This is a genomic window from Streptomyces sp. MspMP-M5 (assembly GCF_000373585.1).
Lineage (GTDB): Bacteria > Actinomycetota > Actinomycetes > Streptomycetales > Streptomycetaceae > Streptomyces.
Window position 1 is genome coordinate 92,714 of sequence record NZ_KB891889.1, and the last position, 17,578, is coordinate 110,291.

A 17,578-nucleotide genomic window follows, 5' to 3' on the forward strand; every position below is an offset into this window, starting at 1 on the left:
GCCCGCGGCCGCGGGAAGCGTGAGGCAACGCCCGGTTGCGGGCAGAAGAACGGTGAACCATCGTGCACCGCGGGCGGCGGCCCCGCGCCCGGCCGGGACGCCGTGCCCGGGCGCCGCCGCCCGGCCCAGGGCCTGTCCGGTGACGCAGGCCCCAGCCCCGAGCCGCAGGAGGCCGGCACGTGTCCAGCGCACCCGAGCAGGAGGCGGTGGCGGACGAACCGCTCGCCCCGCCCGCGGACGTCCGCCCCGGCAGCCCGACGCCCCTGGGGGCCCGCTACCGCACCGGGGTGGGCGGTGTCGAGGGCACCAACTTCGCCCTGTGGGCGGGCGGCGCCGAGGCCGTCGACGTGTGCCTGTTCGACGACGAGGGCCAGGAGACCCGCTGCTCCCTCACCGAGCTGACCCACGAGATCTGGCACGGCTTCCTGCCCGGCGTCCGCCCCGGGCAGCGCTACGGCTACCGGGTGCACGGCCGCTGGGACCCGTGGACCGGCGCCCGCTGGAACCCCGCGAAGCTGCTGCTCGACCCGTACGCCCGGGCCGTGGACGGCGACTTCGGCACCCGCACGGAGACCGGGCCCACCGGTCCGGCACTGCCCGTCCAGCTCTACGGGCACGTCCGGGACTGGCCCGAGCAGCAGGTCGCCGACACCGTGCGGGACGACCGCGACTCCGCGCCGTACGTCCCCAAGGGGGTGGTGGTCGGCGACGACGGCTACGGGGCGGACGGGGCGGACGAGTGGCAGGACGACCGGCGGCCCAAGACGCCCTGGCCGGATTCCGTCCTCTACGAGCTGCACGTCCGGGGGTTCACCATGCGCCACCCGGGCATCCCGGAGCGGCTGCGCGGCACCTACGCGGGGCTGGCCCACCCGGCGGCGCTGGCGCATCTGACCCGGCTGGGGGTGACCGCGGTCGAGCTGCTGCCGGTGCACCAGTTCGCGCACGAGGACCACCTGGTGCGCCGGGGCCTGCGCAACTACTGGGGCTACAACTCCATCGGCTACTTCGCGCCGCACGCCGGCTACGCCGCCACCGGAACCCGCGGCCAGCAGGTCGGCGAGTTCCGGCGGATGGTCCGGGCGCTGCACGACGCGGGCATCGAGGTGATCCTCGACGTCGTCTACAACCACACGGCGGAGGCCGGTGAACGGGGCCCCACCCTCTCGCTGCGCGGCATCGACAACCGCGGCTACTACCGCCTCCCGGGGGACGCCCGCCGCTACGCCGACTACACGGGGTGCGGCAACACCCTGCACGTCGTCCAGCCGCACGTACTGCGGCTGATCACCGACTCGCTGCGCTACTGGGTCACCGAGATGGGCGTGGACGGCTTCCGCTTCGACCTGGCGGCCGCGCTGGCCCGCTCCATGCACGACGTGGACATGCTCTCCCCGTTCCTGGCGGTGATCGCCCAGGACCCGGTGCTGCGGCGGGTCAAGCTGATCGCCGAGCCGTGGGACGTCGGCTCGGGCGGCTACCAGGTCGGCGCGTTCCCGCCGCTGTGGACGGAGTGGAACGACCGCTACCGCGACACCGTCCGGGACTTCTGGCGCGGCGCCACCCACGACGTCCGCGACCTGGGCTACCGGCTCTCCGGGTCCAGCGACCTCTACGCCTGGGGCGGCCGCCGCCCGTACGCCTCGGTCAACTTCGTCACCGCGCACGACGGCTTCACTCTGCGCGACCTGGTCAGCTACGAGCACAAGCGCAACGAGGCCAACGGCGAGGACAACCGCGACGGCACCCACGACAACCGGTCCTGGAACTGCGGCGCCGAGGGCGCGACCGACGACCCGGACGTCACCGCGCTGCGCCGCCGCCAGCTGCGCAACCTGCTGACCACCCTGCTGCTGTCCACCGGCGTGCCGATGCTGGTGGCCGGCGACGAGATGGGCCGCACCCAGGGCGGCAACAACAACGCCTACTGCCAGGACAACCCCGTCGGCTGGGTCGACTGGTCGCTGCTGGCGGATCCGCACTGGCGCGCGCTGGCCGGCCTCACCGCCCGGCTGATCGCGCTGCGCCGGGCCCATCCGGTGCTGCGCCGCCGGGCGTTCTTCTCCGGGCGCCCGCAGCGCCGCGGCGGCCTGCGGGACCTGGCGTGGTTCCGGTCGGACGGCACGGAGATGGCCGAACAGGACTGGTACGCCCCCGGCGCCACCCTGGCCATGTACCTCTCCGGCAACGACATCCCGCAGCGCGACGCCCGCGGGGTCCGGGTCACCGACGACAGCTTCCTCGTCGTCCTGCACGCCGGCGCCGGCCCCCTGGAAGTGGTGCTGCCCGGCCTGCCCTGGGCCGGATCGTACGAGCTCCTGGTGGACACCTCGGTGGAGCCGCCGCCGGACGGGGAGGCCGAACGCCCGCCGGAACACGGGACGTTGGCAGCCGGGGCCGAACTCACCGTGCCGGGACGGACGGTACTGCTGTTCCGGGCGGTGCCGGGGTGAGGCAGGGTGGCGTTCCGGGGTGACGTTCCGGGTGACGCCGGGCTGCCTGACGCCGGTGCCGCCCGGCCCGCCCTGGACCGGATCGTACGCGTTCCTGGTGGACACCTCGGTCGATACGACGGCGACGGCGAACTCCCGCCGGATCAGGCCGGTTTCGCGTCCACCTGCAGGTCGGCCACACCCGCATCTGGAACAGCCGGGTCCGATGGCCCCTTGGTCCGCGCCGTCGGCCTACCGGCCGGTCACCAACGCGCCCTACCTGTTCACTGGTTCGCGAACTTCCGGCTCATGGTCTCGAAGACCTGCTGCGCCTCCGGGCCCAGGTGCGGGCCGGCCAGCCAGCCAGAACCGCCCTTGGGGCCGATGGAGGTGTTGGACACCAGGGTCAGCTTGCCACCGCGGTTGACAAACCAGCCGCCGCCGGACGAACCGGGGGTCATCGTGCAGCCGATGCGGTCCATTGCGGGCGTACCCTGCGCCACGGTGTAGCTGACCGGCCGGTCCAGGCAGCCCATCATCCGCGCACCGTCGTACGGCGCGGCGGACGGGTAGCCGAACGCCTGCAGCGAGCTGAAGCCCTGGCCGGTGGGGGCGTTGAACCAGACCTGGGCGGCGGCGCCGACGGTCTCCTGGAGGGACTTGCCGCCGCCGTCCTCCGGCTTGACGTGCAGTACGGCGAAGTCGTACGGCCAGCCGGCGTCGCTCTCCTCGCCCTGGTTGATCCACTCATTGGAGGTGATGACCCAGTCGGCCCAGAACTTGCCGTACGGCGTGATCTGCCGGGAGGACGTGCGGCCGACCCGACTCATCGGCACGCCGTTGTCGTTGTACGACGGGACGAAGATGGTGTTGCGCATCCAGCCGCCCCGCTTGCCGGAGTGGACGCAGTGGCCCGCGGTCCAGACGAGGTTGGACTTCCCGGGGTGCGCCGGATCCTCGACGATCGTGCCGGAGCAGACCATCGCACCTTGGGGGCTGTCGAAGAAGATCTTCCCGACCGGGGCCATGTTGCGGTGGTACGGCTGGGCGACCTCACGGGCGTTCACCGGCCGCGGCATCGGGTTGCTGACGCCGTTCCCACTACCCAGTGCGGCGTCCCGCAAGCCGACGTCCGGCGCGGCCTTGGCCTGGGCCAGCCGCTTCTGCCCCCAGTGCCCCTTGATAATCGGGTTGGTGAAGTCCTGCGCCTTACGCGCCCACTTGTCCCAATTCTGCCAGCCGCCGTCCTTCCACTTCTTCAGGGCGTCGAGGCTGGTCGGGAGGGAGCCGGGGAGGTGCGAGCCGCCGGTGGCGGACGAACCACCCGACGCCGCCGAGGTCTTGCTGTCGCTGGGGCCACAGGCGGTGGCGGTGAACGCGAGCAGCGCCGCCGTCGCGACGGCGGTCGCCGCGGAACGGCGCATCCGGCGGCGACGGGACGCGGTCGGTGCCGACGGCATGGATGGTGTGGGCGACTTGGACGGCATGGAGCGGTTCCCCCTAGGTACGTACGTAGCGGCGCCGGCTGCGCTTGCACGCGCCGCAAATGACATGCCCCTGCCGGGGCCGCCCTCTACTATGCCGAAACGGCACGTCGGCCGGGCAGCCGGGCCCCGGACCGCAACACCCCGGGGGCGCCGCACTCGTCAGGGGAGTTCCGTGCCCTCCGGGCCGTCCACGGCGTCGCCGCCCGCCGCCCACATGGCGTCGAGGCACTCGGCCAGACCGCACAGCAGCTCCGCCAGCTCCTCCTCGGTCAGCCCGTCCAGCCACGCGCCCCCGGTCGTCATCGCTCCTCGCCCTTCACATGCGGGTGACGGCGGATCTCGACGTTGCAGTCGGTCGCCCTGGACCTGTCCCCGATGGTGTACGCCCCCGCGCGCTGCCGGGCCAACGCCCCGCACACATCGCACCCGGCGACCGGCTCGGGATCCGGCCTCGACGCCGCTTCGCCCAAGTGAACAGGACGGCACATACGGGCCATCGGCGCACTACCTCCATGTGGTGCCTCAGTCGGCGAGGGTCTTCGCTTCTCGCTCTAGGCAACCGCGCCGCTACGGACAGCGGTACCGTTACGACAGCAGCAGGAGTTAAGAGATTTAAGTGCGCTACCCGCCGAGGGAGTTGAAGGCGAGTGCAGACGCCGGAACCCAACAGGGCCCTGGAACGACTGTTTCGCGAGACGGGCTGGACGCTGCGTCGGTTCGCCCAGGAAATCAACCGCATCGGCACCGAGCGCGGAACTCCGCTGAAATACCGGGAACCGTCTGTTCACCAGTGGCTCAAGGGGCACACGCCGAAACAGGCGGTGCGCCCCTTGGTCGTCGAAGCCCTGTCGCGGCGGCTCGCACGTCCGGTCACGCACGCCGAGGCCGGCCTCCCGACGCCCGCCGACACGTCGGACGCCGGCCCGGGCACCGTCGAGGGGATCATCGATCTCGGCCGGCACGACATGGACCCCTCACGCCGAAGCGTGATAGGAGCCAGCCTCTTCACCGTCGCACTCGCGGTGCCCAACTGGCCGGATGTCGTGGGCCGGATGGAAGCCGTGCAGACCGGAGCGACACAGCGCATCGGAATGCCCGAGGTCGACATGGTCATCGCCATGACCGAGCGGATCTCGGAACTGGACGACCAGTTCGGGGGGCGTCATGCGCGCCCGATGGCCGCGTCTTTTCTGGTGAACAGCGTGGCCCCGTACCTCCGGGCCGGAGCGGCGGAGCACGTCCGGAAGGCGATGCTGTCGGCCGCCGCCGACCTGTGCTATCTCACCGGCTACATGGCCGTTGACGAAGGCTTGCACGGGCTGGCCCAGCGCTACTACGTCAAGGCCCTGGAGCTTGCCGGAGCATCCGAGGACCATCTGACGTACTGCACGACGCTGCGCGGTATGAGCGTTCAGGCCGTCGATCTGGGTCACGGCGCGAAGGCGGCACGGTTGGCCGACGCCGCTTCGGCCGCCTCTCCGCAGGCCGGACCACGGATGCGGGCGTTCCTCGCCGGGCAGCAGGCGCACGCGTATGCGCAGATCGGCGAGCGCGGTAACGCCCTGCTGCACCTCCGGGAAGCCGAGGTGGCCATGGAGAAGGCCGAGTCGAGAGGGAAGCCGTTCGGCTCGTACGACCCGGCGGCGCTCAACTACCACATCAGCCAGGTGCGTCACGAACTCGGTGACGCACGTGGAGCCGTCGGGGCGTTGCAGCAGGCCGACCGACTGCGTTTCAGCATCTACCGGCGTACGCGAGTACACCGACGAGGCATGCTCGCGGAACGCCAACTGGCCATCGGTCACCTGGAAGTCGCCTGCGCCACCTGGCATCAGGCCCTGGACGACTACCCCATGGTGCAGTCCGGCCGTGCCGACGACCGGATCAAGGCCATGTTCGGCCACCTTCGCCCGTACCTGAAGAACGCCGCCGCGCGGGCGCTGTACGAGCGGGCGCGCGGCACCGTTCCGTCGAGGCTCCTCACCTGATCACCCGCGGGCTCGCACCGGCCGGTCGTCCGGTTTCCGGACCTGGATTTCGCCCAACGGACGTTTTCCGGCCAATTAGTTGAACAGCACCTGACAACCATTCGTCAGTGGTGGCACTCTTCCCGGCAACCGCCCCCGGACCCCACGGCACCGCCCCGGTGGGCCGCGCCCCGAGCTCCACCAGCTCGTTCCCCCCACACGCTCCACGAGTTCTGCCTCGCTCTGCCCGGACGGCGCTCAGCCGCCCGGTCCCCCCTTGGCCGCTCCGCTCGTGCGGCCCCGCAGAAGGAGCCAGTGTGAGACACACCCCCCATGGACCCACCAGAGCCGCCAGACCCACCCCGCAGCGGCGCGCCGTGGCGACCGGCGCGCTGGTCGCGGTCACCGCGCTGCTGGCCGTCGGCGTCCAGGCCGGCACCGGCGCGGCCGCCAGCCCGCAGGGCACCCCCGCCGCCCGCCCGGGCCCGCACGCGGCCCCGCTCGCCGGTGCGCTGCCGGCCAAGCTCAGCCCGTCCCAGCGGGCCGAGCTGATACGCAAGGCGAACGCCACCACCGCCGCCACCACCCGGCAACTGCACCTCGGCGCCAAGGAGAAGCTGGTCGTCAAGGACGTCGAGAGGGACGCCGACGGCACCACCCACACCCGCTACGAGCGCACCTACGAGGGGCTGCCGGTGCTCGGCGGCGACCTCGTCGTGCACACCGCCGGCAGCGGTGCGGTCAAGGGCGCCACCAAGGCCACCAGGGCCGCCCTCACGCTCGCGTCCACCACCGCCGAGGTGGCCCCGGCCGCCGCCGCGGCCAAGGCGGTCTCCGCCGCCAAGTCCCTCGGCTCGACGAGGACCGCGGCCGACCGGGCGCCGCGCAAGGTGGTCTGGGCCGCCGACGGCACCCCGCGGCTGGCCTGGGAGACGGTCGTCGGCGGCCTCCAGGACGACGGCACGCCCAACCAGCTGCACGTCATCACCGACGCCACCACCGGCAAGAAGATCTTCCAGTACCAGGGCATCGAGAACGGCATCGGCAACAGCCAGTACAGCGGCAAGGTCACCATCGGGACGTCCGGCTCGGCACCGAACTTCACGATGACCGACACCACCCGCGGCAGCCACAAGACCTACAACCTCAACCACGGCTCGTCCGGCACCGGTTCGCTGTTCACCGACGCCGACGACACCTGGGGCGACGGCACCACCAACAACCCGCAGACCGCGGGCGTGGACGCCGCCTACGGCGCCCAGGAGACCTGGGACTACTACAAGAACGTGCACGGCCGCACCGGCATCCGCGGCGACGGCGTCGGCGCCTACTCCCGCGTGCACTACGGCAACAGCTACGTCAACGCCTTCTGGGACGACGGCTGCTTCTGCATGACGTACGGCGACGGCCAGGGCAACAGCAGGCCGCTGACCGCGCTCGACGTCGCGGGCCACGAGATGTCCCACGGTGTCACCGCGGCCACCGCCGGCCTGGAGTACAGCGGTGAGTCCGGCGGCCTCAACGAGGCCACCTCGGACATCTTCGGCACCGCCGTGGAGTTCTACGCCAACAACCCCGGCGACCCCGGTGACTACCTCATCGGCGAGAAGATCGACATCAACGGGGACGGCACTCCGCTGCGCTACATGGACAAGCCGTCCAAGGACGGCGCCTCGGCCGACTACTGGTCGAGCGACGTCGGCAACCTCGACGTGCACTACTCCTCCGGCGTCGCCAACCACTTCTTCTACCTGCTGTCCGAGGGCAGCGGCCCGAAGGACATCAACGGCGTCCACTACGACAGCCCCACCTCCGACAACCTGCCGGTGCCGGGCATCGGCCGGGCCAACGCCGAGAAGGTGTGGTTCAAGGCGCTCAGCCAGTACATGAACGCCAACACCGACTACGCCGGCGCCCGCACCGCCACCCTCCAGGCCGCCGCGGACCTCTTCGGCCAGGGCAGCGCCACGTACAACACGGTCGCCAACACCTGGGCGGCGGTGAACGTCGGCTCCCGGGTGGGCGACGGCGGCGACAGCGTCTACGAGAACAACACCAAGGTCGCGATCCCGGACGCCGGTGCCGCGGTCACCTCACCGATCACCGTCAGCCGCAGCGGCAACGCCCCCAGCGCGCTGAAGGTCGCCGTGGACATCACCCACACCTACCGCGGCGACCTGGTCATCGACCTGCTGGCCCCGGACGGCACCGCGTACCGGCTGAAGAACTCCAGCACGGGCGACTCGGCGGCCGACGTCAAGGCGACGTACACCGTCAACGCCTCGGCGAAGGCGGCCACCGGCACCTGGAAGCTGCGGGTCCGGGACGTCTACGCCGGCGACTCCGGCACCCTCAACGGCTGGAAGCTGACGTTCTGACAGGAGCCGTTCATCCGCGCTTCATCCTGATGTGAGACAGCGGGACCCCCGGCGGGACGATTCCGGCGGATCACCGCAACCGCTCCACCGCACACCCGAGTTGGGCGTCGTCCCCGGATCTTCCCGGGGGCGGCGCCCCGCTCCGTTATCCGGACAACGTGCACCCCTCTACGGACGATTTCCGGCCAACCTCCGATCACCCCACTGACATGCACGCGGTCAACTGGCAGTCTTCCCGACGCATGTCACACCCGCATCGCTTTGCACCCCCACCACTTGGCAAAGTTGAAGGAGCACGCGTGACCCCCCACATATCCCGCAAGACCCGTGTGGCCGGTGCCACCGCAGCCGCGGCGGCCCTGCTCGTCGCCGGTATCACCGCGGCCGGCACGGCCGGCGCCTCGCCCGCCCCCACCGCCGCCCCCCACGGCGGCGCGCCGCTCGCGCTCAGCACCTCGCACCACGCGGAGCTGCTCCAGGCCGCCACCGCGGCCACCGCGCAGACCGCCCACGCGCTGGGCCTCGGTTCCCAGGAGAAGCTGGTCGTCAAGGACGTCATCAAGGACGCGGACGGCACCACGCACACCCGCTACGACCGCACCTACGCCGGCCTCCCGGTGCTCGGCGGCGACCTGGTCGTGCACAGCGCCAAGGGCGGCGCCGTCAAGGGCGTCACCAAGGCCGCCGAGGCGGACGTCAAGGTCGCCTCCACCACCGCGAAGATCGCCCCGAAGGCCGCCGCGCTGGCCGCCGAGTCGACCGCGACGAAGACCATCGGCGCCAAGAAGGTCGACGCGCCCGCGCCCCGCAAGGTGATCTGGGCCGCCAAGGGCACCCCGGTGCTGGCGTACGAGACCGTGGTCGGCGGCGTCCAGAAGGACGGCACGCCCAACCAGCTGCACGTCATCACCGACGCCAACACCGGCAAGAAGCTCTTCCAGTACCAGGGCATCGAGACCGGCGTCGGCAACAGCATGTACGCCGGCAAGGTCGACCTCGCGTCCAAGAAGGGCGGCAGCGGCTACGAGCTGACCGACGACTCCCGCGGCGGCCACAAGACGTTCGACCTGAGCGGCAGTGAGAGCGGCGACGGCAAGCTCTTCACCAACTCCACCGACACGTGGGGCGACGGCAAGCCGAGCAACCCGCAGACCGCCGCGGTGGACGCCGCCTACGGCGCCCAGCAGACCTGGGACTACTACAAGAACGTGCACGGCCGCAGCGGCATCAAGGGCGACGGCAAGGGCGCCACGTCCCGCGTGCACTACGGCAAGGACTACGTCAACGCCTTCTGGGACGACAGCTGCTTCTGCATGACGTACGGCGACGGCCAGGGCAACAACAAGCCGCTGACCGCCCTCGACGTCGCGGGCCACGAGATGTCGCACGGCGTCACCTCCGCCACCGCGGGCCTGGAGTACAGCGGCGAGTCCGGCGGCCTCAACGAGGCCACCTCGGACATCTTCGGCGCCTCCGTGGCGTTCTACGCCAAGAACCCCGCCGAGCCGGGCAGCTACTTCATCGGCAAGAAGATCGACATCAACGGTGACGGCAAGCCGCTGCGCTACATGGACAAGCCCTCCAAGGACGGCCAGTCCCTGGACAACTGGAGCGCGGACGCCGGCAACGTGGACGTCCACTACTCCTCGGGTATCGCCAACCACTTCTTCTACCTGCTGTCCGAGGGCAGCGGCCCGAAGGACGCGAACGGCGACCACTACGACAGCCCGACCGCGGACGGCTCCAAGGTCACCGGCATCGGCCGCGACAAGGCCGAGAAGATCTGGTTCAAGGCGCTGACCACGTACATGACCTCGACCACCGACTACAAGGCGGCCCGCGTGGCGACCGTCAAGGCGGCCACCGACCTCTACGGCAAGGACAGCGCCGAGGTCAAGGGCGTGGAGTCGGCCTGGACCGGCGTGAACGTGAAGTAACGCTCCGTCAGGAGATGTACCGCCGCGGCCGGTTGGCCGCAGCGGCGACCGGCGTGGCCGGGGGAACACCCTCCCCGGCCACGCCGGCCTGTTTTTCGGCCACGGCACGGCGTCCGCCCGCCCCGTACCGGCCGGTCCGCCGATATGGCCGATTCCACCCCCTCAGGCGCTCTTGTCCACGCCCCCGCGCGGCGAGAGGCTGCGGTGGTGCGCCGACGGGCCCCGGCGCGGCAACGGACTTCCGCACACCGCAACTCCGCTGTGTTCACACCGAGTTGAGGAGGCGAACGCCGACCGTGTCAGCACCGAGCCGCGGCCGCCCGCCAGGGCGACGGCCCCTGCCCAGCCCAGCGCACGGCGTGAGCGGTTACGTATCGGTAGTTCACACGCCCGTGGCTTTCCCGGCCGCCGCGCACGGGAAGCCTCACCCGGTACGCCGTTCCGCGCACCCGGCCGGCGGGCCCCGATCCGGGTCCCCGTACCCTCCGCCAGCAGAGTGAAAGCGGACCGGAGCGCCCCTGCCCGCGACCCGTCCCCCTGCTATGGAGCGGATACAAAGGACAAAAACCCGCAAAGCACCACAAGCCCAGGTGAGCCCATGATCGGTCGCATCCCTGTTCTGGACATCCGCCCGCAGATCGATTGCGGCCGCCGCCCGGCGAAGGCCGTGGTGGGCGAGACCTTCGAGGTCTCCGCCACGGTCTTCCGCGAAGGCCACGACGCGGTCGCCGCCAACGTGGTGCTGCGCAACCCGGCGGGCCGCTGCGGCCCGTGGACCCCGATGCGGGAGCGGGCACCGGGCACCGACCGCTGGATCTGCGAGGTCACCCCGGACGTCGAGGGACGCTGGACGTTCACCGTGGAGGCGTGGTCCGACCCGGTCGCCACCTGGCGCCGGCACGCCGGGGTCAAGGTCCCGGCCGGGATCGACACCGAGCTGGTGCTGGCCGAGGGCGCCGCGCTGCACGAACGGGCCGCCGGCGAGGTCCCCAAGAGCGACGGCCGGGAGGCGGTGCTGGCCGCCGTCGACGCGCTGCGCGACACCACCCTGCCGGCCGCCGCCCGCCTGGCCACCGCGCTCGCCCCGGAGGTCACCGAGGCGCTGGACCGCCACCCGCTGCGCGAACTGCTCACCGTCTCCCGCCCGATGCCGCTGGTCGTCGAGCGCCGCCGGGCCCTGTACGGCTCGTGGTACGAGCTCTTCCCGCGCTCCGAGGGCGCCGTCGCCGGCCCGGACGGCACGGTCGTCCCCGGCACCCTGCGCACCGCCGCCGAACGGCTCCCCGCGGTCGCCGCGATGGGCTTCGACGTGGTCTACCTCCCGCCCGTCCACCCGATCGGCACCACCCACCGCAAGGGCCCCAACAACGCGCTCTCGGCGGGCCCGGGCGACGTCGGCTCCCCCTGGGCCATCGGGTCGCCGGCCGGCGGGCACGACGCGCTCCACCCGGACCTGGGCACCTTCGAGGACTTCGACCACTTCGTGCGGACCGCCCGCGACCTGCGGATGGAGGTGGCGCTGGACTTCGCCCTCCAGTGCTCCCCGGACCACCCCTGGGTCGCCCTGCACCCGCAGTGGTTCCACCACCGTGCCGACGGCTCCGTCGCCTACGCGGAGAACCCGCCGAAGAAGTACCAGGACATCTATCCTCTCGCCTTCGACACCGACTTCCGCGGGCTGGTCCGGGAGACCGAGCGGCTGCTGCGCTTCTGGATGGCCAGGGGCGTACGGATCTTCCGGGTGGACAACCCGCACACCAAGCCGGTGGCGTTCTGGGAGAAGGTGCTCAGCGACATCAACCGCACCGACCCGGACGTGATCTTCCTGGCCGAGGCGTTCACCCGCCCGGCGATGCTGCACACCCTCGCCCAGATCGGCTTCCAGCAGTCGTACACCTACTTCACCTGGCGCAACACCAAGCAGGAGCTGACCGAGTACCTCACCGAACTGTCCGGCGAGAGCGCCGCCTACCTGCGGCCCAACTTCTTCGTGAACACCCCCGACATCCTGCACGCCCACCTCCAGGAGGGCGGCCGCCCGGCCTTCGAGACCCGTGCCGTGCTGGCCGCGACCCTCTCCCCCACCTGGGGCGTCTACGCGGGCTACGAGCTGTGCGAGGGGACCGCGCTGCGGCCCGGCAGCGAGGAGTACCTGGACTCCGAGAAGTACCAGCTCCGGCCGCGCGACTGGGACGCCGCGGCCCGCGAGGGGCGGACCATCGCCCCGCTGATCACCACGCTCAACCGCATCCGCCGCCGCCATCCCGCCCTGCAACAGCTGCGCAACCTGCACTTCCACCAGGTCGACAACGACGCCGTGCTCGCGTACTCCAAGCGCGCGGGAAACGGCGACGGGACCGACACGGTGCTCACGGTGGTCAACCTCGACCCGCACCACACCCACGAGGCGACGGTGTCGTTGGACATGCCGGAACTCGGCCTCGGCCGGCACGAGTCCTTCCCGGTGCGCGACGAGCTCACCGGCGACACCTACCACTGGGGCAGGGACAACTATGTGCGCCTGGAGCCGGGCAGCCCACCCGCGCCGGCTCATGTGCTGTCGCTGCGACCGTCCTCACCGATCGGAGGGTCACCCAATTGATCGTCAATGAGCCTGTTCCCGACACGTTCGAAGACACCCCGGCGAAGGACCGCGATCCCGAATGGTTCAAACGGGCGGTCTTCTACGAGGTCCTGGTCCGCTCGTTCCAGGACAGCAACGGCGACGGGATCGGGGACCTCAAGGGCATCACGGCCAAGCTCGACTACCTGCAGTGGCTGGGGGTGGACTGCCTCTGGCTGCCGCCGTTCTTCAAGTCCCCGCTGCGGGACGGCGGCTACGACGTCGCGGACTACACCGCGGTCCTCCCCGAGTTCGGCGACCTGGCCGACTTCGTGGAGTTCGTGGACGCCGCGCACCACCGCGGCATGCGGGTCATCATCGACATGGTGATGAACCACACCAGCGACCAGCACCCGTGGTTCCAGGAGTCCCGCACCGACCCCGAGGGCCCGTACGGCGACTACTACGTCTGGGCGGACGACGACAAGCAGTACGCCGACGCCCGCATCATCTTCGTCGACACCGAGGGCTCCAACTGGACCTTCGACCCGGTCCGCAAGCAGTACTACTGGCACCGCTTCTTCTCCCACCAGCCGGACCTCAACTACGAGAACCCGGCGGTCCAGGAGGAGATGATCTCCGCGCTGCGCTTCTGGCTCGACCTCGGCATCGACGGCTTCCGGCTGGACGCGGTGCCCTACCTCTACGCCGAGGAGGGCACCAACTGCGAGAACCTGCCGGCCTCGCACGCGTTCCTCAAGCGGGTCCGCGCCGAGATCGACGCGCACTACCCCGACACCGTGCTGCTGGCCGAGGCCAACCAGTGGCCGGAGGACGTGGTCGACTACTTCGGCGACTACGCCGTCGGCGGCGACGAGTGCCATATGGCCTTCCACTTCCCGGTGATGCCGCGGATCTTCATGGCGGTGCGCCGCGAGTCCCGCTACCCGGTCTCGGAGATCCTCGCCAAGACCCCGGCGATCCCGTCCGGCTGCCAGTGGGGCATCTTCCTCCGCAACCACGACGAGCTGACCCTCGAAATGGTCACGGACGAGGAACGCGACTACATGTACGCGGAGTACGCCAAGGACCCGCGGATGCGCGCCAACATCGGCATCCGCCGCCGGCTGGCCCCGCTGCTGGACAACGACCGCAACCAGATCGAGCTGTTCACCGCCCTGCTGCTCTCGCTGCCCGGCTCGCCGATCCTCTACTACGGCGACGAGATCGGCATGGGCGACAACATCTGGCTCGGCGACCGGGACGCCGTGCGCACCCCGATGCAGTGGACCCCGGACCGCAACGCCGGCTTCTCCTCCTGCGACCCCGGCCGGCTCTTCCTGCCGACCATCATGGACCCGGTCTACGGCTACCAGGTCACCAACGTCGAGGCCGCGATGAGCTCGCCGTCCTCGCTGCTGCACTGGACCCGGCGGATGATCGAGATCCGCAAGCAGAACCCCGCCTTCGGACTCGGCAGCTACACCGAGCTGCCGTCGTCCAACCCCGCGGTGCTGGCCTACCTCCGGGAATCCCCGGGCCGGAACGGCGCCGACGACGACCTGGTGCTGTGCGTGAACAACTTCTCCCGCTTCGCGCAGCCCACCGAACTCGACCTCCAGGCGTTCAACGGCCGCCACCCGGTGGAACTCATCGGCGGCGTCCGCTTCCCGCCCATCGGCACCCTGCCGTACCTGCTGACCCTCGCCGGCCACGGCTTCTACTGGTTCCGGCTCCGCAGGAACCCGCACCACGCCCCCGACTAGCGCGCGTGCCGCCATCAGGCACCGGACGCCCGTACGCGACCGCCCGGCGCGTACGGGCGTTTTTCGACCTTTGGCTCGGGCAACCTCCCTACTACCGCACGGGCCGGGTGGCCGGTGGTCGCGGGATCACGGCCGGCTCCCGGTCCGGGACGGGCCCCTGCTCGACGGAGCCGGGGCGGCACCGCCGCGCAGCGCAGTGCGCACGAAGTGCACGCCGAGAACCGCCGAAACGCCACGCCGTACGGACGATCTCGCCCGACACGTCCCACACCGCAGCATCGTAAAGGCCGCATTCCGGGACACTTTGCCTGTCTGTCGTGTGCCCGGGGAAAGGACGCGACGCCATGTCGGACACCGCCTCGACCCGTGCCACCCGCCACGCCCCCGACCGCTCGCCGGTCACCGCACCCGACCTGCTCTCCTCACTGGCACCGCTGCTGGCCGCATGGGTGCCCCGGCAGCGCTGGTTCGCCGGCAAGGGACGGCTGCTCACCGGCTTCACGCTGGTCGCGGCGACCGAACTGCTGCCGGGCACCGACCGCGGCGGCACGCCCGGCCTGCTCCAGATGCTGGTCCGCACCCAGCAGAGCGCCCCGCCGAGCCGCACCCCGGCCGGCGGCGACTGCTACCAGCTGCTGCTGGGCACCCATCCCGCGCCGCCGCCACACCTGGCGCCCGCGGTGATCGGGTGCCCGGCCGGCGGCCCGCTGCGCGGCCGCACGGTCTACGACGCGCTGCTGGACAACCGGCTGTGCGGGCTGCTGCTGGAGCGGCTGCGGGTCCCGGGCCGGATCGGGGCGCTGCGCTTCTGCCGCGAGCCGGACGCCGACATCCCCTCGGGGCTGTCCGCCCGGCCGATCGCGGTGGAGCAGTCCAACTCCTCCGTCGTCTTTGGCGATACGTTCATCCTGAAGGTCTTCCGGCGGATCGAGCCGGGGGTGAACCCCGATCTGGAGCTGCCGCGGGCGCTGGCCGGCGCCCGGTGCGCACGGGTGCCGGCGCCCGCCGCGTGGTTCGAGTCGGCGACGCCCGGGGACGGCGGCGAGGCGACGACGCTGGGCGTCCTGCAGCCGTTCCTCGCCGGCTCCACCGACGGCTGGCAGCTGGCCCTCAACGCGCTGGCGGTGCGCGCCGACTTCACCCGCTCCGCGCGGGCGCTGGGCCACGCCACCGCCGAGGTGCACACCGCGCTCGCCCAGGCCCTCCCCACCACCGAGCTGCGCCGCCCGCAGCTGGACGCGATCGCGGCCCAGATGAACGAGCGCCTGGAGGCCACCGCCCGCGCGGTGCCGGTGCTCCAGCCCTACCGGGGGCGGCTGCGGACCGCGTTCGACGAACTGGCCGCGATGGGGCACGACGGCCGCAGTTGGGCCGCCCAGCGCATCCACGGCGATCTGCACCTGGGGCAGACGCTGCGCTCCGCCGACGGGGGCCGCTGGGCGCTGATCGACTTCGAGGGCGAGCCGGCCCGGCCGCTGGCCGAGCGGCGCCGCCCGCAGCCGGCCGTGCGCGATGTCGCCGCGATGCTCCGCTCGTTCGACTACGCCGCCCGCAGCGGCCCGGCCGGCGGCGACCCGTGGGCGCTGGACTGGGCCCGCCGCACCCGTGCCGCGTACTGCCTGGGCTACGCCGAGGCCGGCGGCCTGGACCCGCGCTCCGCCCCGGAGCTCATGCGGGCCTACGAGACCGACAAGGCCGTCTACGAGGTGCTGTACGAGGCGCGGCACCGGCCCGACTGGCTGGCGGTGCCGATGGCGGCGATCCGGCGGCTGGCGGCCTGCGCGGAACCGGGGGCCGGCTGAGCCGTGCCCGTGGGGCGGCCCCGGCCCCGTACACCGTCCGCCGCCCGCTGCCCGCCGTCGGCCCGTAACCGACCGTCCGACCCCCGCCCGAGGAGGCCCCACCCGTGACCGCCCGCCCGTCGCCCGCCACCCGCCAGGACGGCACCCGCTCCGCCGCGTCCCCGTCCCGGCGTCCCGCCCCCTCCCCCGCGCCCGCCGCCACCCCGCCCCCCGGCACCGCCCGTCCGGCGCCCCCGGCGGCCGAGGACCGCGTGGCGCGGCCGGCCGCACCGCTCTCCGCCGAGGACCGCGGGCGGCTGCTGGCCGGCGCGCACCACGATCCGCATGCCCTGCTCGGCGCGCATCCGGTGCCCGGCGGACTGCTGTTCCGGGCCCTGCGGCCGTTCGCGCGGGGCGTCACGGTGGTGGCGCCGGGGCTGCGGGCGGCGCTGCGTTCCGAGGAGGACGGGCTGTTCGCGGGGGTGCTGGCGCTCGCCGAGATCCCCGACTACGAGCTGCTGGTCGACTACGGCGACACCGCGTCGACCGTGCCGGACCCGTACCGCTTCCTGCCCTCGGTCGGGGAGCTGGACCTGCACCTGTTCCGCGAGGGCCGGCACGAGGAGCTGTGGCGGGCGCTCGGGGCCCGGGTCATGACGCACCAGGGGGTGGCCGGCACCCGCTTCACCGTGTGGGCACCCAACGCCCGGGGGGTCCGCGTGGTGGGGAACTTCAACCACTGGGACGGCACCGGCACCCCGATGCGGTCGCTGGGCTCGTCCGGGGTGTGGGAGCTGTTCCTGCCGGGGCTCGGCGAGGGCGAGCTGTACAAGTTCGAGATCACCCGGCCGGACGGCTCGACGACGGTCCGGGCCGACCCGATGGCCCGGCGCACCGAGTGCCCGCCGGCCACCGCCTCGGTGGTGGACGCCTCGCACCACACCTGGCGGGACGCCGACTGGATGGCCCGGCGCGGCGAACGCCCCGTGCACACCGCGCCGTTCTCCGTCTACGAGGTGCACCTGCCGTCCTGGCGCCCTGGTTTGACGTACCGTCAGCTGGCGGATCAGCTGCCCGCCTACGTCAAGGACCTGGGCTTCACCCACGTCGAGTTCATGCCGGTGGCCGAGCACCCCTTCGGCGGCTCCTGGGGCTACCAGGTCACCGGCTTCTACGCGCCCACCGCCCGGATGGGCACCCCCGACGACTTCCGGTACCTGATCGACGCGCTGCACCGGGCCGGGATCGGGGTGCTGATGGACTGGGT

10 protein-coding genes are annotated in these 17,578 nt (G+C 71.9%); 8 read left to right on the forward strand and 2 right to left on the reverse strand.

Annotated elements, in window-relative coordinates; genetic code table 11:
• The first annotated feature begins 179 nt into the window (after positions 1-179).
• Entirely contained in the window at positions 180-2,453 is a 2,274-nt protein-coding gene (gene glgX, locus B073_RS0116775) for a glycogen debranching protein GlgX (protein WP_018539245.1), read from the forward strand.
• Between the two features lie 263 nt (positions 2,454-2,716).
• Here the strand turns inward: glgX and B073_RS0116780 are convergent, their stop codons facing one another.
• Positions 2,717-3,892: a hypothetical protein gene (locus B073_RS0116780; protein WP_018539246.1), complete on the reverse strand. Its 1,176-nt coding sequence runs from the start codon at positions 3,890-3,892 to the stop codon at positions 2,717-2,719.
• Between the two features lie 186 nt (positions 3,893-4,078).
• Entirely contained in the window at positions 4,079-4,222 is a 144-nt protein-coding gene (locus B073_RS46405) for a hypothetical protein (RefSeq protein ID WP_018539247.1), read from the reverse strand.
• A gap of 344 nt (positions 4,223-4,566) precedes the next feature.
• On the opposite strand from B073_RS46405, the gene B073_RS0116795 reads away from it, so the two are divergent.
• The 7 genes from B073_RS0116795 to B073_RS0116825 form a co-directional block, all read left to right on the forward strand.
• Positions 4,567-5,907: a hypothetical protein gene (locus B073_RS0116795; protein WP_018539249.1), complete on the forward strand. Its 1,341-nt coding sequence runs from the start codon at positions 4,567-4,569 to the stop codon at positions 5,905-5,907.
• Positions 5,908-6,203: 296 nt separating this feature from the next.
• Positions 6,204-8,264, forward strand: a complete 2,061-nt coding sequence (locus B073_RS0116800) for a M4 family metallopeptidase (RefSeq protein ID WP_051094029.1) — start codon at positions 6,204-6,206, stop codon at positions 8,262-8,264.
• A gap of 299 nt (positions 8,265-8,563) precedes the next feature.
• Positions 8,564-10,201 (forward strand): M4 family metallopeptidase, encoded by a 1,638-nt coding sequence (locus tag B073_RS0116805; protein ID WP_018539251.1) that lies wholly within the window; start codon positions 8,564-8,566, stop codon positions 10,199-10,201.
• Positions 10,202-10,799: 598 nt separating this feature from the next.
• The gene (locus B073_RS0116810) at positions 10,800-12,803 is read left to right on the forward strand and encodes an alpha-1,4-glucan--maltose-1-phosphate maltosyltransferase (protein ID WP_018539252.1); all 2,004 of its coding nucleotides are present in this window, start codon (positions 10,800-10,802) and stop codon (positions 12,801-12,803) included.
• Positions 12,800-14,530 (forward strand): maltose alpha-D-glucosyltransferase, encoded by a 1,731-nt coding sequence (gene treS / locus B073_RS0116815; protein WP_018539253.1) that lies wholly within the window; start codon positions 12,800-12,802, stop codon positions 14,528-14,530. The genes B073_RS0116810 and treS overlap by 4 nt, the downstream gene beginning before the upstream one ends.
• 344 nt (positions 14,531-14,874) lie before the next feature.
• Positions 14,875-16,332, forward strand: coding sequence for a maltokinase N-terminal cap-like domain-containing protein (locus B073_RS0116820; protein ID WP_018539254.1), 1,458 nt, complete (start codon positions 14,875-14,877; stop codon positions 16,330-16,332).
• Positions 16,333-16,436: 104 nt separating this feature from the next.
• On the forward strand, positions 16,437-17,578 hold a 1,142-nt coding region (locus tag B073_RS0116825; protein ID WP_018539255.1), incomplete at its 3' end, for a GlgB N-terminal domain-containing protein.

Coding starts and splice junctions, on each gene's coding strand:
- B073_RS0116780 (WP_018539246.1), bottom strand. CDS start 3,892: ATGCCGTCGGCACCGACCGCGTCCCGTCGCCGCCGGATGCGCCGTTCC.
- B073_RS46405 (WP_018539247.1), bottom strand. CDS start 4,222: ATGACGACCGGGGGCGCGTGGCTGGACGGGCTGACCGAGGAGGAGCTG.
- B073_RS0116810 (WP_018539252.1), top strand. CDS start 10,800: ATGATCGGTCGCATCCCTGTTCTGGACATCCGCCCGCAGATCGATTGC.
- B073_RS0116820 (WP_018539254.1), top strand. CDS start 14,875: ATGTCGGACACCGCCTCGACCCGTGCCACCCGCCACGCCCCCGACCGC.